Here is a 19,334-nt window from a genome sequence, read left to right as displayed (position 1 = left end):
GAGTCCTCACCCGCACCGGCCGGCGGCTCCTCGCACTCGCCGCCCGCATCCGGCACAACGACCGGACCACCGTTACCAGGGTCGCACGATCCCTGATCGCCTGAGACCGGTGAGTACATCGGGCTCATTCATCCAGGGGAACCGGGGGGGGCCGTCCACAGGACGGCCCCCCCGCGCGTCAGCCGGTGAGGCCGGAGCCGAGCATCGGGGTCCCGGCGGCCGAGACCTTGGTGGCGGTGAGGCCGTAGCCCGCGCCGGTGGGCACCAGCTTGGTGCCGTCGGAGTTGAACGTGACGACGTAGCCGTCGCTGCTGTTCTCCCAGGGGGAGCTGACCGTGAGGTCGGCCTTGCCGTCGTTGTTGGTGTCGGAGAGGAAGACGTCGCCGCCGAAGCCGTCGCCCTTCTCGTTGTCCCCGGGGACGCCCGGGGTGTCCTGGGCGAGAGCCTGCGCGCCGGTGGTGGCGAAGCCGTCGGTGGAGCCGTAGAGGACGGTGACCATGCCGGCGCCGTCAACGCCGTTCAGGTCCTCGCCGGGGGCGCCGACGGCGAGGTCGTCCAGGCCGTCGCCGTTGATGTCGCCGAGGGAGAGTTCGTAGCCGAAGACGTCGTCCGTCTCACCCGCGCCCGGGACGCCGGGCGAGTCCTGGTTGATGGAGTCCTGTCCGCCGTCGGGGCCGTTCGCCGTCCCGTAGACGACCGTGACGACACCGCCCTTGTGCGAACCGGGAACCTCGGCGTCCCACTGGGCGCCGATGACGATGTCGCCGTATCCGTCGCCGTTGACGTCACCGATGTCGGAGATGACGCCCGCCGGGAGCTTCTGCGCACCGTCCGCCGTCACCCCTGACGCGCTGCCCGGCAGGTAGTAGTTGGAGTTCCACCCGTCCGCGCTGTCGGTCTCGAAGCCGTCGACCAGGAGGTCGGTGCGGCCGTCGTGGTTGACGTCGCCCGCGGTCAGGTTGAAGAAGTCCGAGCCGGACACCTTCTGCACCGGTGCGGTGACCGAGTAGTGGCCGCCGGTGCCGCCGGCCCTGGTGAAGCCGCCGCGGTAGACGTCCACGACGTTCTGGTCCGACGCGATGGCGAGGTCGGCCCGGCCGTCGCCGTTGTAGTCGCCCGATGCCAGCAGGTTGCCGAAGTGGTCGTGGCTCGAGGCCGAGGGGTCCTTGACGGTGTTGCCGCCCGAGAGGCCGCCACTCGCGCCCCAGAGGATGGTGACCGAGCCGCCGTCGATGTCGGAACCGACGTCCTCGCCGCTCGAACCCACGGCGAGGTCCGCATAGCCGTCGCCGTCGAAGTCCCCGGCGATGCTCATCCCGCCGAAGTAGTCGTTCTTCTCGGCGTCACCGGGGACGCCTGCGCTGTTCTGGCTGACTGTCTGGATCTTCGAGGCGCCTGCCCCCGACTTCGAGCCGTAGAGGATCGAGACGGAGCCCGCGCCGGCCTTGCCGTTCACGGTGGCGAGCGGAGCGACGACCGCGATGTCGCGGTACCCGTCCCCGTTGAAGTCGCCCTGGGCGCCCGAAGGCGCGGCGGACGCGGTGCTCGCGGTGACGATCAGCAGGCCGCCGGTGAGCGCGGCGGCCGCGGCGGTGGCGAGGGCGGTTCTGAGCTGTCTGTGCACGGAGAGTTCTCCTCTGGTCGGCAGGGGCCGATGGGGTGCGGGGGGTGGCTCGTGTGGAGGGCGGCCGGCGTCAGCCGGTGAGCCGGTCGCCGAAGTCGCCGCAGGAGGTGGGCCGGCCGGGCGAGCCGGGGCCGAAGCCGATCGACCCGGTGGCCGGGAAACCGGCGCCGGGAGCACCGCGCAGATAGGTGGCGATGACCGTGCGGCGGGAGGGATCCAGCCTCTTGGCGGCGCCGTGCACGACGATGACGCCACCTGTGTCCTGCTTGCCGCCGGCCGAGGACATCCGCGTGGCGCTCGCGAGGTCGCGGCACCCGTCCCGGTTGAAGTCGCCCTGCCGCCCGGAGGGTGCGGCGGATGCGCCGTCCGCTCCTGCGGCCAGCGGGCTGCCGGTGAGGTCAGCGGTGGCCGCTGCTGCGAGGGCGGTACGGAGACGGTGCTGCATGCGGGTCTTCTCCTGCGCCGTGCGGTGCCGGGGCACCCGCGGTGGACGGGGGCGCGGAACGCTGTGCCGGGTCTGCGGCAATGGCCGCTGGAGGCACAGGTGTTCGGCAGAGAAGAGACTTCCGGTGGGGCCGGATGGTTGTACGGGATGCGAAGGGAAAGCGGGGCAGGTGTGATCGCGTGGTGAACGAGCGCCTGGAGGGAAACGCGAGAGGGGCCAGATCGCTACGAAGGCGATCCGGCCCCTCTCGTTCGTGCGGGGACTTCGTGCAAGGACTGCCGTGCAAGGGCGCCCCTGCGGGGGACTACTGAGCGGGCTCGGGCTCCGGCTCCGGCGCGTCCTCGGCGGCAGCCTCACCGGCCGGGTCGACCGGGACCTTCACCGAGTCGAGCAGCAGCTGCGCGACATCCACGACCTGGAGCGATTCCTTCGCCTTGCCGTCGTTCTTCTTGCCGTTGACCGAGTCGGTCAGCATCACCAGGCAGAACGGGCAGGCAGTGGAGACGATGTCCGGGTTGAGGGAGAGGGCTTCGTCGACCCGCTCGTTGTTGATGCGCTTGCCGATCCGCTCCTCCATCCACATCCGGGCACCGCCGGCGCCGCAGCAGAAGCCGCGCTCCTTGTGGCGGTGCATCTCCTCGCTCCGCAGACCGGGCACCTTCGCGATGATCTCGCGCGGCGGCGTGTAGACCTTGTTGTGGCGGCCCAGGTAGCAGGGGTCGTGGTACGTGATCAGACCCTCGACCGGGGTGACGGGGATCAGCTTGCCCTCGTCGACCAGGTGCTGGAGCAGCTGGGTGTGGTGGATGACCTCGTACTCGCCGCCGAGCTGCGGGTACTCGTTCGCGATGGTGTTGAAGCAGTGCGGGCAGGTCGCGACGATCTTCTTCGACGCCTTCGGCTTCCTGGTGGCCGCGTCCTCGTCGTCCTCGCCGTACGCCATGTTCAGCATCGCCACGTTCTCCTGGCCGAGCTGCTGGAACAGCGGCTCGTTGCCCAGGCGGCGGGCGGAGTCACCGGTGCACTTCTCGTCGCCGCCCATGATCGCGAACTTGACACCCGCGATGTGCAGCAGCTCGGCGAAAGCCTTGGTGGTCTTCTTCGCCCGGTCCTCGAGGGCGCCGGCGCAGCCGACCCAGTAGAGGTAGTCGACCTCGGTGAGGTCATCGACGTCCTGGCCGACGATCGGGACCTCGAAGTCGACCTCCTTGGTCCACTCGACGCGCTGCTTCTTGGCGAGCCCCCAGGGGTTGCCCTTCTTCTCCAGGTTCTTGAGCATCGTGCCCGCCTCGGACGGGAACGCGGACTCGATCATCACCTGGTAGCGGCGCATGTCGACGATGTGGTCGATGTGCTCGATGTCGACCGGGCACTGCTCGACGCAGGCGCCGCAGGTGGTGCAGGACCACAGGACGTCCGGGTCGATGACCCCGTTCTCCTCGAGGGTGCCGATCAGCGGCCGCTCGGCCTCGGCCAGCGCCGCGGCGGGCACGTCCTTGAGCTGTTCCTCGGTCGCCTGCTCCTCGCCCTCCATGTTCTTGCCGCCGCCGGCCAGCAGATACGGGGCCTTGGCGTGCGCGTGGTCGCGCAGCGACATGATCAGGAGCTTCGGGGAGAGCGGCTTGCCGGTGTTCCACGCGGGGCACTGCGACTGGCAGCGGCCGCATTCCGTGCAGGTGGAGAAGTCCAGCAGGCCCTTCCAGGAGAACTGCTCGACCTGGGACACACCGAAGATGTCGTCCTCGCCCGGGTCCTCGAAGTCGATCTCCTTACCGCCCGATGTCATCGGCTGCAGGGCACCCAGGGCGACCGAGCCGTCCTGTTCGCGCTTGAACCAGATGTTCGGGAAGGCGAGGAAGCGGTGCCAGGCGACACCCATGTCGGTCTTGAGGCCGACCGTGATCATCCAGACGAACGACGTCCCGATCTTGATCATGGCGGTCAGGTAGACCAGGTTCTGCAGCGTGGAGACGCTGATGCCCTTGAACGCGGCGACCAGCGGGTACGACGCGAAGTAGGCGGCCTCGTAGCCGTGCACGCCTGCCAGCGCACCCTCGAGCCCGCGCAGCGTGTAGATCGCCAGGCCGATGATGAGGATGACGGCCTCGACGAAGTACGCCTGGCCGAAGTTGGAACCGGCGAAGCGGGACTTACGGCCGGCGCGGGTGGGCAGCGAGAGCTGCCGGATCACGATCAGCGTGAGGATGCCGAGCGTGGTCATCACACCGATGAACTCGACGAACATCTCGTACGGCAGCCAGTTGCCGATGACCGGCAGCGTCCAGTCGGCCTTGAAGAGCTGGCCCATGGCGTTCACGAGGGTCAGTACGAGGGAGAAGAAACCGACGGCCACGAACCAGTGCGCGAAGCCGACGATGCCCCACTGACTCATCCGGGTGTGGCCGAGGAACTCCTTGACCACCGTGACGGTGCGCTTGACCGGTTCGTCCGTGCGGGTGCCCGCGGGGACGTCCTGGCCGAGCCGCACATAGCGGTAGATCTGCGCGATGGCTCGGGCGAACAGCGCGATACCGACCACGGCGAGTACCAGCGACACAATGATCGCGGCGAGTTGCATGGGGGCTCCTCGGGCCTGCGAGGTGGGGATTCCACAATTACTAAGCAGTAACTTAATTCAGTCCGTGCTGAGAGTACCCACTTATCCGGCCGCGATGTACCGGGCGAGGCGGTGATCTGTGTCGCTCAGGTAGCCCTCAGCGGATCAACACCGCCCTCCCGGCCGGTCATCGCAAAAGGGTACATAGTCGTCAAATATGACGGAAATGGCGGTACCCGCCGGTGCGGGTACCGCCATTTCAGGGCAGGGGGACTCAGCCCTGGCCGAGCTGCACACCGCCGAGCATGGGGGTGGCGTGGGCCGCGCTGGAGAGGACCTTCTGGGGGGCGTCGTTCTTGGCCTTCACCAGGCTGCCCGCCGCACCGGTGACCGTGGACACCGGTGACTTCGAGCCACCCTGCAGCGTCTGCGCCGTACTGGCCAGGCCGCCGGAGAGCACCGTGGACGGCACGGCCGCGCTCTCCGCGGCGAACGCGGGGGCGGCGGAGGCCGCACCGGCACCCATCGCCATCACGGAACCGGCAACGACCGCAGCAACCTTCGAGTACTTCATTTCGCGTACCTTTCTCCGGCGGCGCTGTTCACAGCTGCGACTCTCGCGCCACGGCACCATCAAGGAGATGCTGATGCGCCGCCGTCGCCTTGCCTAACGACTTCTCCGCGCAACGGAAACCCCGGCCCGGCGCGTTTCTTGAGCCCGTTCGCCGAACCCGTTCACCGAGCCTGCTCACTGAGCCCTTGCACCGGGTCGCCGGTCCCGCGTACAGGACGTCCGTCACGGCCGCCGGAAGGCCCGGACGAGAGGGCGGCGGGCGCCGTCGCGACGGGCCGGCAGCCGAGCGATACACGCCATCACCCGTTCGGATCTTTCTTGGCCTCTTTTGGTGACCCGAGGCCGGTGTGGCGGAGAAATCCGTCGGTTTACTGGCAACGTCCGAACGGCGGTACGTGCGAGTCCTGCGTGATTTCCAACTGGATTTCTGACAAAGTGCACTACTGCTTGGTCGCTTTTATTGAAACGGGAGAGCCAGTCAATGAGAGAATCGACGGGTCCCGCTGTGCGGTATGCCGTGGGCGTACTGTCATGTGTAGCCCTTTCGGGCACGCTTCTTTCCGCGCCCGCAGTATCCGTTCCGCAGGAAGCGGCCCGGGTCCCTTTCGCTCAGCGCTATCACTCGGTGCAGCACGGCGGAATCGCCACTGCGGCCAACTCCGCGATCAGCTGCCGGCCCGCGGCCTCCGCCGGGACCTCCTCGTGTGCGCAGGTCCAGCACGGAGCGGGCGGCGTCAACAGCGACTTCGACATGCTGTACAGCGACGTCGACAAGGACCGCAACACCTACAACTCCACCCGCGCCCGGCTGACGCTGCCGGCCGGCTCCCGGGTCAGTTACGCGCGGCTCTACTGGGGCGGCAATCTGCGGGTCGGCGAGCAGAAGCCGCCCAAGGACGACGGACGGGTACTCATCGCCGAGCAGGGCGGTGATTACAAGGCGGTACTCGCCGACACCGCGGGAGCCCATCGCACCGCCGACGGCAGCGACGCCTTTCAGGCATCGGCCGACGTGACCCCCCTGGTCCGCAACAGCGGTGCCGGTATCTACACAGTGGCGCAGATCAATGTCGCCAGGGGGAAGTCCGCGGTCGGCGCCTGGGGCGGCTGGACACTGGTCGTCGCCTACGAGAACGAGCAGCAGCCGCTGCGCCATCTGGTGCTCTGGGACGGTTTCGAGGCGCTCGGAGCGGATCTGCCGAGGCGGTCGGTGACCCTGTCAGGGCTGGGTATCCCCGCCGGAGCCGCCGGCCGGGTGGGTGTCGTCGCCTACGACGGTGACCGCGACGTCACGGGCGACAGCCTGAGCGTCACAGCGGGCAGCCGCATGGTTTTCCCGCTGAGTAATTCGGCCAACCCGGTGAACAACGTGATGAATTCAACGATCACGGAGTTCGGCAGCGTTCTGACCGATCGGCAACCTGCTTATGTGAATACGCTCGGTTATGACTCGGACGTATTCGACCTGAAGCGGGCTCTCTCCCATGGCGGGGACAGCCTGGGCTTTCATTTCTCCGCCGAAAACCGCGGGTATTTTCTCGGGGCACTCTTCGTGCAGGCGGATTCTCAGCGCTGAGCCTCAACTTTCCGCGCTCCTCGGAGCCCGCTCGGCGGGCCAGGCACAAAGAGAGCCGCACGTGCAGTCAAAAATCAGAACCGCGAACCGCCGGCTGACGGTTTTCCATCTCCTCCAGCCGGTGGAGGGCGGAGTCGCCCGCGTGGTCACCGACCTGGTGCGGGCGCAGGTGCGCGAGGGGATCAGAGCCGTGGTGGCCTGTCCGCCGGGCACCGCGCTGTCCCGTGAGCTGGCCGGCGTGGGCGCAGAGGTCCACGGCTGGCGAGCCGGCCGTGCGCCGGGCCCCGGCCTGGCGGCCGAGACGGTTTCGGCCGCCCGGCTCATCAGTGCGAGCAGCCCCGACGTGGTGCACGCGCACAGCGCCAAGGCCGGCCTGGCGGCGAGGCTCGCCTTACGCGGGCGCGTCCCCACCGTGTTCCAGCCGCACGCCTGGTCCTTCGACGCGGTCGGTGGCGCGACCGCCCTGGCCGCACTGGCCTGGGAGCGGTATGCCGCCCGGTGGGCCGAGCGCATCCTCTGCGTCAGCGAAGCCGAGCGCAGAGCAGGGGAGAAGGCCGGAATCGCGGCCCGCTGGACGGTGATCCGCAACGGTGTGGACCTCAGTGAGTTCCGGGGCGACGCCGCGGGCCCCGAAGCGGTACGCCGGACTCTTCCGCTGCTGTCCGGCACCCCGGGCCCCGGGCCGGTCGTGGTCTGTGTGGGCCGCCTCTGCCGGCAGAAGGGGCAGGACGTACTGCTGCGAGCCTGGCCGGAGATCACCCGGGTGGCGCCCGAGGCCCGTCTGGTGCTGGTCGGTGACGGTCCCGACCGGGAACGGCTCAGCAGGATCGCGCCGTCCGGTGTGCTCTTCGCCGGTGCGGTCGACACCACCAGCAGCTGGCTCCGGGCGGCCGATGTGGTGGTACTGCCCTCCCGCTGGGAAGGCATGGCGCTGGCCCCGCTGGAAGCCATGGCCTGCGGGCGGCCCGTCGTCCTGGCCGATGTCAGCGGCGCGCGGGAGAGCCTGCCGCCGGGCCATCACCGGTACGGGCTGGTACCGCCGGACGATCCGCGGGCCCTGGCCGGCGCTGTGGCACGGCTGCTGACGGACCGGCGGCTGCGGGATTCGCTGGGCCGCCAGGCCGGAGCTCACGCCCGGGCGAACTTCGATGTGCGGCACACCGCCACCGCCGTCTCCGAGCTGTACGGGCGCCTCCTCGGCCTGTCCGAACCGATGATGAGGGAGCGCATCAGCCGATGACGATGGACAGCGCCCAAGCTCCCCACACCGGCCGGGACGCCGGCCGGGCAACGGCCGTACAGTCCCTGGCACCGGCGATCCATCCTCCACGGCGGTCGGACGCCGGGCACACCCTCACCGGGCGGGCGCTCACACGGCGCGGCCGTTCAGGAGCCCCGCTGATCGCCGCGGATGTGCTCGCGATGCTGCTCACCATCGCGGTGGTGCCAGGACTGCGCCTCCCGGCCGTGCTGATCGTGCCGCTGGCCGCGCTGCTGCTGGCCCTGCACACCCGCCGGGGCCTGCATGTACGCCGGCTCTCGCCTTCGGCGCTGTTCGAACTGCCCGCGCTGACATGCCACGCGCTGATCGTGTGGTGCACCGCCGACACGGCACTCGCGTCCTTCGGGGACCGGCAGGCGCCGGACTGGCAGGTGCTGGCCGCCGCGGTGACCGCGCAGACCGTCATCGGCTGCGCCGGCCGGGCCCTCGTCCACCGGGGCGGAAGGTGGCTCGCCGCTCGCCGCACCCGCTCCACGCTGATCATCGGTGATGGCGCCGCCGCCCAGCAGGTCGGCGCCGCGCTGTACGCGCACCCCGGCTACGGGATGCGCCCCGTGGGCATCGTCGGGACCGGCCCGGCCGCCCCGGACGATGCCGATGACCAGGAACCGCCGGTTCTGCCGGTACTGGCCACCCATGAGGACATCGGCCGGGCCGTCATCCAGACCTCGGTGCGCCACGCCCTCTTCCTCGGGCCCGGCACCGGCCCCGAGGACACCGGGCTGCTGCAACTGCTGGCCGAGCACGGCGTACGGATGTGGCTGGTCGGCCCGGCGGGCCACGAGGTGGCGGGCGCCCCCGTCGATCACCTCTGGGGTTTCGCCGTCCGGCCGTTGGGCGCGGCTCCCGCACACCGGGCACAGCACTGGGGCAAGCGCGGGCTCGACATCTCGCTGGCGCTGCCGGCCCTGCTGGTGGCCGCGCCGGTGATGGCGCTGTGCGCACTGGCCGTGCGGGTCTGCGACGGACCAGGTGTCGTCTTCCGCCAGGAGCGTGTCGGCGTCGGGGGACGCCCCTTCACCCTGCTGAAGTTCCGCACGCTGCGCCCGGCGGACGAACACGAGTCGGCGACCCGCTGGAGCGTCGCCCAGGATCACCGGATGGGCCGGATCGGCACACTGCTGCGCCGGACTTCGCTGGACGAGCTGCCCCAGCTGTGGAACGTGGTGCGGGGCGACATGAGCCTGGTCGGGCCGCGGCCCGAGCGCCCCTACTTCGTGGCGAAGTTCTCCGGTGCGCATCCCGGCTACCGGGCGAGACATCGCATGCCGGTCGGTATCACCGGCCTCGCCCAGGTCAACGGATTGCGCGGGGACACCTCCATCGAGGACCGTGCCCGATTCGACAACCTCTACATCGACACCTGGTCGCTCTGGCAGGACGTCTGCATCCTGGCCCGCACGGCGACCTCTCTCCTCCGGCTGGGGGGAAGCTGACCGTGGCCCTCCTGACCGGCCCCGCCCGGTACAGCCCCGCTCCCGACCGGCCGGCACATACCGGGACGCCCCCACGCCGCGGCCTGTCCCACTGGTGGCCGCTCGCACCGGCGGTGGCGCCCGTGCTGCTCCTGGCCGACCCGGTCGCGTACGGGAACGGGTCGAGCACCTCCACCAACATCTCCGCCGCCGACGTGGCGTCGGTGCTCCTGGTGGTGTTCTGCGCGGTGCGCCTGCTCCGCCGCAGGACCCGGCCGCTGACCCCGGCGGCAGCCGTGGTGCTCGGCGTCCCGGCGGTGGGCATCGCGGTCGCCACCGTCACGGCGGGTGACCCGGCCGCGGCGCTGCCGGGCTTCGTACGCTACGTCCAGATCTTCGTTCTGGTCCCGGCCGCGGTGGTCCTGCTGCTCAGGGACGCCCGGGACTTCCGGGTGCTCGCCGGTTCCTTCGTGGTGCTCGCCGTGATCCAGGGGGCCTTCGGCGTCGTCCAGTACGCCACCCGCACCGGCGCCTCCTACATGGGCTCCGACATCCGGGCGGTCGGCACCTTCGGACCCACCGACGTCATGGGCATGGCCACGGTCGTCGCGTACGGCCTGGTGATCACCACCGGCGTCGCCCTGCGCCCGGCCGGCGCTGCCGCACGCCGGCTGCGTCCCGCCGCGATCGCCCTGGCCCTGGCTCTGGTCGTCCCGCTGGCACTCTCCTTCAGCCGGGGGTCCTGGATCGCCACCCTGCTCGCCGGTCTGGTGATCGTGCTGTTCGCCGGTCTCCGTACGGCGAGCCGCGTGCTGTGCACCCTGGTCGCCGTCGCGGTGGTGCTGATCGGCGGGTTCGGGATCGGGACCGAGCTCATCCAGGCACGGGTCAGCAGCATCACCCGGGTCACCGACGCCCCCGACCAGTCGGTCACCGACCGGTACACCATGTGGGCCGCCGCGGTGAGCATGTGGCGCGCGGAGCCGGCGACCGGCGTGGGCCTCAAGGGCTTCCCCGCTCACCGCGACGGGGACTCGTCGCTCGGACTCTCGTCGGGCAGTGACACCGAGGGCGCGGGCCGGGCCTTTCAGCGGCAGCCGCTGCTCTCCCCGCACAACATGTATCTGCTGGTCCTCAGCGAGCAGGGCCTGACCGGAATCACCGCACTGGCCGGCAGCTGGGCCGCGCTGCTCGTGGGGTCGGTGCGCAGGCTGTTCGCCGCACGCCGGTCCCGGCACTCCGCCGAGGACTGCGGGCTGATGGCGGCCGGACTGATGATCTGGCAGACCGTCGACTTCCTGTACGCCGACATCGGCGGCCCTTCGACCGCGCTGACCGGCATTGTGTTCGGGCTCGTCGCCTGGTGGGCGCTGACCGGGCCGAAGACGTTGAGCAGCGTATGAACGAGACGACCACGGACACCGAGCAGCCCGCCGGGACCACTGCGGCCGCCGGACCGCAGGGTGCCCCCGCTCTCTTGCCGCCCACGGCGCCGCCGGTCCCGGCCCCCGAGCCGCCGCGGCTGGGGAAGGTACTGGCCAGGGCGGCCGCGGTCACGGCCGCCCTCACGGTGGCCGGATCGGCACTGGGCCTGTTCAGGGACCAGACCGTCGCGCATCTCTTCGGCGCGGGCACCGACAGCGACGCGTTCCTGATCGCCTGGACCGTGCCGGAGATGGCGTCCACGCTGCTGATCGAGGACGCGATGGCGCTGGTGCTGGTCCCGGCGTTCAGCCACGCACTCGCCCGGCGCTCGGCAGGCGACTCACCCGACCCGGTGCGCAGCCTGGTCCTCGCCACACTTCCCCGCCTGCTCGCGCTGCTCACCTGCACGACCGGGGTGCTGATGCTGGGCGCGCCGGTGGTGGTGGAGATCCTGGCGCCCGGCATCGCCGACCCCCGGCTCGCCGTCGGCTGCACCCGGTTGACCGCGGTCACCGTCCTCTGCTTCGGCCTCACCGGCTATTTCAGTGCGGCGCTGCGGGCCCATCGCAGCTACCTGCCGCCGGCCTCCATCTATCTGGCGTACAACCTGGGCATCGTCACGACGATGCTGGTGCTGCACTCGCTGTGGGGCGTTCGCGCTGCCGCGGCCGGCGTGGCGATCGGCAGCGTGCTGATGGTGCTGGTCCAACTTCCCTTCTTCATCAAGCACGTGGGCGGGGTCCGGTCGCGGGGCGCCGCTCACCTGCCGGCCGGGGATGCGCCGCCGGGTGTGCGGGGGAAGCACCGCCGGACCCCGCTGCGGTCCGCTCCGCGTCCCGCCCTGCTCGGCTTCGGGGTGCTCGCCCCGGTGGTGCTCTTCACCGTCTGCCGCCAGTCCCAGGTGCTGATCGAGCGGTTTCTCGCGGCTCCGCTGCCCGCCGGAGCCATCTCGCATCTGAACTACGCGCAGAAGGTCGCTCAGATGCCGATGGTGCTCTCGCTGATGATCTGCACGGTGACGTTCCCGGTCGTCGCGCAGGCGATGGCGGACGGGGACGAGAGCCAGGCCCGCCGCCGGGTCGAACGGGATCTGGCGCTGGCCGGGGTGGTGGTGCTGCTCGGTACGGCGCTGGTCGTCGCCTATGCGCAGCAGATCGTCGAAGTCCTCTTCCAGCGAGGCGCGTTCAGCGCCGATGACACCGCGACCACCGCATCCGTGATGCGGGTCTACGCACTCGGTCTGCTCGGGCACTGCCTGGTCGGGTCGCTGGGCAGGCCCTTCTTCTCCGCGTCGCGGCCCACCTGGTACCCGGCGGCGGCGATGGCCGCCGGGCTGCTCGTCACCGCGGCCGCCGGTGCGCTCGCCGTCGGCCCCTGGGGGGTGTACGGCATCGCCGCGGCCAACGCGGTGGGCATCACCTTCACGGCGGCCCTGCTGCTCCGCGGTCTCGGCACCCGGGTGGTCTCCATCGGCGTACGCCGGGTCGCCGTCACCCTCGGCCGGCTGGTCCTCGCCGCGGCCGCGGCCTGCGCCGCGGGCCGTTTCGCCGCCCCGATGGTCCCGGGCGCCCTGCTGAGCCTTGTTCTCGGGTGCCTGCTGGTGCCCGGAGTCTTCGCCCTGTCGGCGCTGGCTCTGCGCGCCCCTGAAGTCGCCGGTCTGCTCGACCTCTTCAAGCAAAGGTTCCGTCATGTCAGCTGACACGGCGTCGTGCGACGCCAGCCCACTCGCACCTGGGCCCCGCGGCCGGGGCACCCACCCCTGGATCCTGATGTACCACTCGGTGGGCGACCCGTCGGACGATCCCTACGGCATCACGGTCGCCCCCGAGCGGCTTGACCGTCAGCTGCGCTGGCTGAACCACAGGGGGCTCACCGGTGTCGGTGTCGGCCCGCTGCTGCGCGCCCGTGCGGCGGGGCGTGCCCACGGGCTGGTCGGACTGACCTTCGACGACGGTTACGCCGACTTCACCGAGCTCGCCCTGCCCCTGCTGAAGCGCCACGAGTGCACCGCGACGCTGTTCGTGCTGCCCGGCAGGCTCGGCGGCGAGAACGCCTGGGACCCGCTCGGTCCGCGTAAACCGCTGCTCACCGAGGCCGGTATCAGGGCGGCCGCTGCCGCGGGCATGGAGATCGGCTCGCACGGCCAGTACCACCAGGACCTGACGGCGACGAGCGACGACGTGCTGCGCGAGGAGACCCGGGGGAGCCGTGCGCTGCTCCGCGAGATGACCGGGATCGCACCGCAGGGCTTCTGCTATCCGTACGGCACGGTCGACCGGCGGACCGTCGACGCGGTACGGAACGCCGGATACACCTACGGCTGCGCCATCGACCCCGGCCCGCTCGGCAGCACACACGCGCTGCCCCGCGCCCACGTCAGTCAGGCGGACCGCGCACTGCGGCTGGGGACCAAACGCCTTCTGCACGGCTGCCGGCAGCTGACCCGGGGCGGCAACCGGTGAAGGTCCTCCAGGTCATCACGGGTCTCGGGGTCGGCGGCGCGGAGCAGCAACTGCGGCTGCTGATGCGCCGGATGCCCGTCGCCTGCGATGTGGTCACCCTCACCAACCCGGGGCCGGTGGCACACGGGCTACGGGCCGACGGGGTGTCCGTCACCCATCTGGAGATGAACGGCAACCGCGACCTCACCGTGCTGCCCAGGCTGGCCCGGCTGATCCGCCGGGGAGGGTACGACCTGGTGCACACGCATCTCTACCGGGCCTGTGTGTACGGGAGGATCGCGGCCAGGATGGCCGGAGTCCGTACCACGGTCGCCACCGAACACTCCCTCGGCGACCGGTACATCGAGGGCCGTCCGCTCACCCGGGGCACCCGTGCGCTGTATCTGCGGACCGAGCGACTGGGCACCGCGACGGTGGCCGTATCGGCGACGGTCGCCGACCGGCTGCGCGCCTGGGGTGTCCCGGCGCAGCGCATCCATGTCGTACCGAACGGCATCGACGCGGACAGCTTCCGCTACGACCCCGCGGCGCGGCGCGCGGCCAGGGCGCGGATCGGCGTCCCGGAAGACACCTTCGTGGTGGGCGGGGTAGGCAGGCTGGTACCCGGCAAGCAGTTCGATCTGCTGGTGCGGGCGGTGGCCGCCGTCCCCGGGGCGTGGCTGCTGCTGGCCGGGGACGGGCCCGAGCGTGCGGCGCTGAGCCGTCTGGCGGGGCGGCTCGGAGCGGGCGACCGGGTCCGTCTGCTCGGTGAGTGCGACGCGTTGCCCGGCGGCGCGCTCAGTGTGCCCGCCGTACTGAGTGCCATGGACGTCTTTGTCTCCGCCTCCGCCGAGGAGTCCTTCGGCCTCGCCGTGGTGGAGGCACTCGCCTCAGGTCTGCCGGTGCTGCATGTCGCCTGTCCCGCCATCGACGACCTCCCCGCGGCGTCCGCGCCCGGCGCCCTGCGCGTCGAAGGGCGGGCCGACGCGCTGCGTGAGGCGCTGTCGGCCCGGCGGGCGGCGGGGCAGGTCCGCCTGCCGCCGCCGCCCGTCGTCGGCCACTACGACATCGCTCGCAGCGCGAGCGGCCTCCTCGACGTCTATGCCCGGGTGTCCGCCCGAACCCTCCCGGCCGGACCCGCGGCCGCGACGCCCCAGAGCCCGGCGCCTCCGGGTGCCGGCCCCTTGAACTCCGTACCCCGCACGTCCCCGCCGGGGAGTTCCCTGCCCGCGAATCCGGTGCCCGTGGACTCGTCGTCCGTAAACCCAACGAAGAAGTGAGCGACACCATGTCCGACTCGCCCAGCGAAGAGCACTCCACCGACCGGCGCTCACGGCCGCGCCGGAGAAGGTTCAGCTGGTGGCCGCTGCCCGTGCTGGCTCTGACCGGTGCGGCGGCGGGGGCCGCCTACGGTGTGCTCGCGCCGCCGCAGTACGCCGCCACCACCTATGTCGTCGCGGTGCCCGCGAAGGGCTCCGACCCGGCGACCGCGCTGGGTTTCGCCCAGGCGTACGGCCGCATCGCCACCAGTACCGCCACCCTTGTCCACGCCGGGAGCGCCGCCGGTGTCCCGGCGAGGACGCTGGGCCGGCATGTGCGGACGGAGACATCACCCGACTCACCCATGATCGGTATCACCGGGACCGCGACCAGGGCGCGCACGTCCGCCGAGATCGCCAACGCGGTCGCCGACGCGATCACCCTCACCGGAAACGAGGCGGCTGCCAACACCACGGTGCGCCTTGTGCTGTTCTCGCGGGCCGTCGCCCCGTCGTCGCGCATCTCCCCATCACCCCCCATCAGCCTCGCCGTCGGCGGCTGCGCGGGTGGCCTGATCGGCGCCCTGGCGCTTCTGGTGCGGCCCCGCCGCGACCAGCAGGTCAGCGGTCCTTCCGTGCCGGCTCCCGCCCAGGCCGCCGATTCGGCCGGGACGGCCGACACCGCGGCCAAGGCGGTCGATACGGCGGTCAAGGTGAAGGAACACGTCTGATGGCCGGGGCCACCGGGACCCGGCGGGGCTTCGCCGTGACGCTCTGCCGGGACGACGGCCAGTTCGCCGACCTGGAGAAGGAGTGGACGGCTCTGCTCCGCGACTGCGCCACGGCCACTCCGTTCCAGAGCCACTCCTGGCTGCACTCATGGTGGCTCTCCTACGGCTCGCCGGGCCGGCTGCGGCTGGTGCTGGTGCGGTACGACGGGCAACTGGTCGGCGCCGCACCGCTGATGCTCGTCCACCGGCCGCTGCCGCTGCTGGTACCGCTGGGCGGCGGTATCTCCGACTTCTCCGACATCCTGGTGGCCTCGTCCCATCGGGTGACCACGCTCAACGCGCTCTCCGCTGGGCTGCGGCTGGCCGCCCGGCATGCGGTGATCGATCTGCGGGAGGTACGCCCAGGAGCGGCCGCGGAGGAGCTGTTCGATATCTGGCCGGGGGTACGGCGAAGACTCGACGACTCGGTCTGTCTCGAGCTCCCCGCCGAGCCGATCGACGAGCTGATGAAGCGGCTGGCCTCGTCCAGGGCCCAGCGGGTGCGGGCCAAGCTGCGCAAACTCGACGCGCTGAAGATCGAGGAACACGCCGTCGCCGAGCACGAGGTCCCCTCGGCGATCGGGGAGCTGCTGCGCCTGCATGAACTGCAGTGGCGTGGCCGCGGGGTCACCCCCGAACACCTCAGGCCCCGGTTCGCCGAGCATCTGACCCGCGCCACCCAGCGCATGGTCAGGGACGGTGACGCGGCACTGACCGAGTACCGGCTGAACGGCGCTGTGGTCGCGTCCAATGTGACGCTGCAGTCGTCGCAGCTCACCGGCGGCTATCTGTACGGGGCCGACCCGGAACTGCGCAGCAGGAAGGTCGATGTCGCCACGATGCTGCTGCGGCGCGATGCCCGGCACGCCGCCGAGTCGGGCCGCAGCGTGATCAGCCTGCTGCGCGGGACCGAGCCGTACAAGAGTCACTGGCGCCCGGCGACCGTCGTCAATCAGCGGCTGCTGCTCGCGCCCCTCGCGCTCGCACCGCTGCTGAACCTGCACGCGGCGCAGCTGGCCACCCGCGACAGGGGTGCCGCGGCGCTCCGCGCGCTGCTGCCCGCGGTACAGCAGTGGCGTGCGAAGCTGAACGACTGGCAGGCGGGCGGCGGTCCGCGGTGATCACCAACCCGTCACCGCGGACCGCCGCCCGCCCGGCCGGCTTCCCCGAGCGCCCTGGGCCGCCGCACGCGTCAGCCGTCCGACTCCTCCGACTGCCCGTGGCGGAGCCTGACCGGGACATGGGTGCAGATCCTCTCCGGCTTCTGCCAGTGGCCGAGCCACTCGCCCAGATCAAGGGGAACGCACCACTGGTACGAGTCGGACGGCTCGGGCTCGGGGCCGGTCGGCTCCGTGCCGGGGTCGGTGCCGGTCGAGGGCGGCGGCTCGGGCGGCCGGGACGACGGCGTCCCGCCGGTCTCCTGGGCGATCCTCCTCCGGTAGATCTCCGAGGCACCGGGGTTGTCACCGCACTGCCACACCCCGTGCGGGCAGTAGTCGGTGATGGTCTGGTAGAGCGGCCTGTGCTGGTCGAACCAGGCGAGCATGCGGCTCATGTAGTCGGTGTCGTCGCCGTTCCTGAAGAGACCCCATTCGGGGTAGGAGATCTGCTTGTTGTGCGCGGCGGCGAAGTCGACCTGCGCCTGAAGGCCGTACGGGCCCTTCACCTGCTCGTCGAACGTGGTGCCGGGGGGCTGGTCGTAGGAATCCATGCCGACGATGTCGACGGTGCTGTCGCCCGGGTAGCACCGGGTCCAGGGGATGGCGTCCTCTCCGCGGTTGGGTGTGAAGTCGAACTTGAAGCTCTGCCCGGGGACGGAGCGCATCGCCGCGACGATGCGATTCCAGTAGGTCTTCCACGCCTCGGGATCGGGGCCGCAGCGGTGGGTGTACGTGGTGCCGTTCATCTCCCACCCGAGCACGATCACCGTGTCCGGGACACCGAGCCGCACCAGCCGCCTGGCGAGATTGCGGTAGTGCTCGTCGAAATCGCCCCGGGCGCCCTGCGCGAGGAGCCCGCGGACCTCTTCGTCGGACACCCGGTCCTCGTTGTGCTCCTGCATGGGCACGTTGAGTACGAACATCCGGTCGGCCTCGGCGCGCCGCCACCGGGACCAGCTGCGCAGAAAGCCGACCCGGCCCTCGATACCGGACCAGGTGTCACCCGGCAGGTAGGTGTGGCCGACCCGCAGTTTCGCGCCGCCCAGCCAGCGCGAGAGATCGGTCATCCGCTGCACGCCGATCGTGCCGGAGTCCAGGAAGGCGCCCACCGCGGGCTGCGCGGCGGCCGCCGCTGCCTGGCCGGCGGCCGCCCCCGCGGCCGGCGCTCCGGGCACGGGCACCTGTGCGGCCGGCGACTGCGCCGAGGGAATGCCCGCGGCAGGGGAAGGGACCGGCGTGGCCGGATAGGCGATGCCCGCACCGGCCACGATGAGGCCTGCGGACACGGCACCCATGGTGGCGCCTGTCAGCCGGCGACGTCGATGAGGCATTGGCTCCTCTTTCTGAAGGCGACTGAATCGGCTAGGTCATCAGCCATTAGCCAAACAGTCCTATTAATGGGCCGCCCGGGCACGCTGCGGTAGGCCATTCGCGATTCCGTGACCCCCAGTCAGCTCCAAACAGGTGAAAGACGTGACGTGAATGCCCCCGATCGACGCCGGGACGCCGGCCCTGCTTCTCCGACTCGACCGGAACCCCCTGCACCACGGCACCCTCGGCGCCGTCAGATCCCTGGGCCGCGCCGGGGTCGAGGTCCATGCCGTCGTCGAATCCGCCGACAGCCCGGTCACCAGGTCCCGGTATCTGCACCGGTCACACATCCGGCCGGAGGGCCGCATCACACCGGACCTCTTCCACCGGACGCTGCTTCAGATCTCCGAGCAGATCGGACAGCGCGCCGTACTGATCCCGATGGATGACATCAGCGCCATCCATGTCGCGGCCATCGCCCCGCGTCTCGCGGGGCGCTATCTGCTGCCCGAACAGCCCACCGACCTGCCGGAGCGGGTGGCGGACAAGGCGGAACTCGCCGGTCTCTGCGGGCGGCTCGGCATCCCGCACCCGCCCACGGTGATCCCGGGAAGCGCCGCGGAGGCCGAGGCCGCGCCCTGGAAGCTGGGGCTGCCCATGGTGGCCAAGTGGAGCAGGCCCTGGCTGCTCCCCGGTGGTTCCGGACTGCGCAGCACCACCCTGGTGCGCACGGCGTCCGAGGCGGTGCGGCTGTACGAGCGGCGTGAGGAGGCGGGCAGCAGACTGCTGCTGCAGCGCTGCCTGCCGTACGGACCGGACAACGACTGGTTCTTCCATGGTTACTTCGCCGATCAGGACCGCTGTCTGATGGGCGGCACCGGGCGCAAGGTGCTCTCCTGGCCTGCCAGGACCGGGCTTACCGCGGTGGGCCGTTGGGAGCCGAATCCGCAGGTGCAGCAGGCTGCCCTGCGGCTGGCGGCCCATGTCGGCTACCGCGGCATCCTCGACCTCGACTTCCGCCGGGACCTGGCCACCGGCAGCTTCCACCTGCTGGACTTCAATCCGCGCCCCGGGGCGCAGTTCCGTCTCTTCACCGACCGGCAGGGCCTCGATGTCGTGAGGGCACAGCACCTGCATCTGACGGACCGTCCGGTTCCGCAGCCCTCCGGTGGCCCCGGACGGGTGTTCGTCGCGGAGAACTACGCCCTGCTCTCGGTACTGGCGTCCGGAGGCCGCCCCTGGCCCTTCGGGAAGCCCGGAGGCGGCCGGCGCGGCCCCGTCGAGCACGCGTGGTTCGCAAGGGACGACATCGCTCCCTTCCTCACCATGGCAGCGGTGTGGTGCGGCAAGGGGCTGCGCCGGGGGACCGGCCGGCTGAGCGGGCCCGGCGAACTGTCCGCGGCCGTCCCCGCCGCATCCGGCCCCTCCCCGGGCCCCCCGACCGACGATCCGTCCGCCCACCCCTTCGACAGAGCCCCGATGTCCAGATGAGAAA

General features: G+C 71.0%; 15 protein-coding genes. 10 read left to right on the top strand and 5 right to left on the bottom strand.

Going from position 1 to position 19,334, the window contains the following annotated elements; all coding sequences use genetic code 11:
• Nucleotides 1-178 precede the first annotated feature (178 nt).
• From OHS16_RS14570 to OHS16_RS14555, 4 genes are all read right to left on the bottom strand, one after another.
• The gene (locus OHS16_RS14570; protein ID WP_328537627.1) at nt 179-1,624 is read right to left on the bottom strand and encodes an FG-GAP and VCBS repeat-containing protein; all 1,446 of its coding nucleotides are present in this window, start codon (nt 1,622-1,624) and stop codon (nt 179-181) included.
• A gap of 70 nt (nt 1,625-1,694) precedes the next feature.
• Nucleotides 1,695-2,069 carry a hypothetical protein gene (locus OHS16_RS14565; RefSeq protein ID WP_328537626.1) on the bottom strand — a complete coding sequence of 125 codons (375 nt, stop codon included), beginning with the start codon at nt 2,067-2,069 and terminating at the stop codon, nt 1,695-1,697.
• Between the two features lie 304 nt (nt 2,070-2,373).
• Complete coding sequence (locus tag OHS16_RS14560) at nt 2,374-4,647, bottom strand: (Fe-S)-binding protein (protein WP_328537625.1); 2,274 nt, start codon at nt 4,645-4,647, stop codon at nt 2,374-2,376.
• A 253-nt stretch (nt 4,648-4,900) separates the two neighbouring features.
• Complete coding sequence (locus tag OHS16_RS14555) at nt 4,901-5,200, bottom strand: hypothetical protein (protein ID WP_328537624.1); 300 nt, start codon at nt 5,198-5,200, stop codon at nt 4,901-4,903.
• 625 nt (nt 5,201-5,825) lie between these two features.
• Between OHS16_RS14555 and OHS16_RS14550 the strand changes: the two genes are divergently transcribed.
• From OHS16_RS14550 to OHS16_RS14510, 9 genes are all read left to right on the top strand, one after another.
• Nucleotides 5,826-6,776 (top strand): DUF3344 domain-containing protein, encoded by a 951-nt coding sequence (locus OHS16_RS14550; RefSeq protein ID WP_328537623.1) that lies wholly within the window; start codon nt 5,826-5,828, stop codon nt 6,774-6,776.
• A 61-nt stretch (nt 6,777-6,837) separates the two neighbouring features.
• The gene (locus OHS16_RS14545) at nt 6,838-8,016 is read left to right on the top strand and encodes a glycosyltransferase (RefSeq protein ID WP_328537622.1); all 1,179 of its coding nucleotides are present in this window, start codon (nt 6,838-6,840) and stop codon (nt 8,014-8,016) included.
• Nucleotides 8,013-9,494 (top strand): exopolysaccharide biosynthesis polyprenyl glycosylphosphotransferase, encoded by a 1,482-nt coding sequence (locus tag OHS16_RS14540; RefSeq protein ID WP_328537621.1) that lies wholly within the window; start codon nt 8,013-8,015, stop codon nt 9,492-9,494. The genes OHS16_RS14545 and OHS16_RS14540 overlap by 4 nt, the downstream gene beginning before the upstream one ends.
• On the top strand, nt 9,491-10,876 hold the full coding sequence (locus OHS16_RS14535; protein ID WP_443042764.1) for an O-antigen ligase family protein: 1,386 nt from the start codon (nt 9,491-9,493) through the stop codon (nt 10,874-10,876). The genes OHS16_RS14540 and OHS16_RS14535 overlap by 4 nt, the downstream gene beginning before the upstream one ends.
• Nucleotides 10,873-12,597 (top strand): murein biosynthesis integral membrane protein MurJ, encoded by a 1,725-nt coding sequence (gene murJ, locus OHS16_RS14530; protein WP_328537620.1) that lies wholly within the window; start codon nt 10,873-10,875, stop codon nt 12,595-12,597. Before OHS16_RS14535 ends, murJ begins: the two co-directional genes overlap by 4 nt.
• Complete coding sequence (locus OHS16_RS14525) at nt 12,587-13,360, top strand: polysaccharide deacetylase family protein (RefSeq protein WP_443042617.1); 774 nt, start codon at nt 12,587-12,589, stop codon at nt 13,358-13,360. Before murJ ends, OHS16_RS14525 begins: the two co-directional genes overlap by 11 nt.
• Nucleotides 13,357-14,619 (top strand): glycosyltransferase, encoded by a 1,263-nt coding sequence (locus OHS16_RS14520; protein ID WP_328537619.1) that lies wholly within the window; start codon nt 13,357-13,359, stop codon nt 14,617-14,619. The genes OHS16_RS14525 and OHS16_RS14520 overlap by 4 nt, the downstream gene beginning before the upstream one ends.
• Nucleotides 14,620-14,627: 8 nt before the next feature.
• Nucleotides 14,628-15,329 (top strand): lipopolysaccharide biosynthesis protein, encoded by a 702-nt coding sequence (locus tag OHS16_RS14515; protein ID WP_328537618.1) that lies wholly within the window; start codon nt 14,628-14,630, stop codon nt 15,327-15,329.
• On the top strand, nt 15,329-16,489 hold the full coding sequence (locus OHS16_RS14510) for a GNAT family N-acetyltransferase (RefSeq protein ID WP_328537617.1): 1,161 nt from the start codon (nt 15,329-15,331) through the stop codon (nt 16,487-16,489). Before OHS16_RS14515 ends, OHS16_RS14510 begins: the two co-directional genes overlap by 1 nt.
• A gap of 71 nt (nt 16,490-16,560) precedes the next feature.
• Here the strand turns inward: OHS16_RS14510 and OHS16_RS14505 are convergent, their stop codons facing one another.
• Nucleotides 16,561-17,859 carry a glycoside hydrolase family 26 protein gene (locus OHS16_RS14505; protein ID WP_443042616.1) on the bottom strand — a complete coding sequence of 433 codons (1,299 nt, stop codon included), beginning with the start codon at nt 17,857-17,859 and terminating at the stop codon, nt 16,561-16,563.
• Between the two features lie 151 nt (nt 17,860-18,010).
• Here OHS16_RS14505 and OHS16_RS14500 point away from each other — a divergent pair, with 151 nt between their 5' ends.
• Nucleotides 18,011-19,330, top strand: a complete 1,320-nt coding sequence (locus OHS16_RS14500) for a carboxylate--amine ligase (RefSeq protein ID WP_328537616.1) — start codon at nt 18,011-18,013, stop codon at nt 19,328-19,330.
• Nucleotides 19,331-19,334: the final 4 nt, after the last annotated feature.

The sequence above is a fragment of the Streptomyces sp. NBC_00344 genome (genome assembly GCF_036088315.1).
Classification (GTDB): Bacteria; Actinomycetota; Actinomycetes; order Streptomycetales; family Streptomycetaceae; genus Streptomyces.
Note: the sequence above shows the minus strand (reverse complement) of the source record. Positions and strands in the feature narration are given on the sequence as shown.

Excerpts from the sequence above, each read along its gene's own strand:
- OHS16_RS14565 (WP_328537626.1), bottom strand. The coding sequence starts at position 2,069 with ATGCAGCACCGTCTCCGTACCGCCCTCGCAGCAGCGGCCACCGCTGAC.
- OHS16_RS14510 (WP_328537617.1), top strand. The coding sequence starts at position 15,329 with ATGGCCGGGGCCACCGGGACCCGGCGGGGCTTCGCCGTGACGCTCTGC.
- OHS16_RS14560 (WP_328537625.1), bottom strand. The coding sequence starts at position 4,647 with ATGCAACTCGCCGCGATCATTGTGTCGCTGGTACTCGCCGTGGTCGGT.
- OHS16_RS14525 (WP_443042617.1), top strand. The coding sequence starts at position 12,587 with ATGTCAGCTGACACGGCGTCGTGCGACGCCAGCCCACTCGCACCTGGG.
- murJ (WP_328537620.1), top strand. The coding sequence starts at position 10,873 with ATGAACGAGACGACCACGGACACCGAGCAGCCCGCCGGGACCACTGCG.
- OHS16_RS14515 (WP_328537618.1), top strand. The coding sequence starts at position 14,628 with ATGTCCGACTCGCCCAGCGAAGAGCACTCCACCGACCGGCGCTCACGG.
- OHS16_RS14500 (WP_328537616.1), top strand. The coding sequence starts at position 18,011 with ATGCCCCCGATCGACGCCGGGACGCCGGCCCTGCTTCTCCGACTCGAC.
- OHS16_RS14540 (WP_328537621.1), top strand. The coding sequence starts at position 8,013 with ATGACGATGGACAGCGCCCAAGCTCCCCACACCGGCCGGGACGCCGGC.
- OHS16_RS14505 (WP_443042616.1), bottom strand. The coding sequence starts at position 17,859 with ATGCCTCATCGACGTCGCCGGCTGACAGGCGCCACCATGGGTGCCGTG.
- OHS16_RS14555 (WP_328537624.1), bottom strand. The coding sequence starts at position 5,200 with ATGAAGTACTCGAAGGTTGCTGCGGTCGTTGCCGGTTCCGTGATGGCG.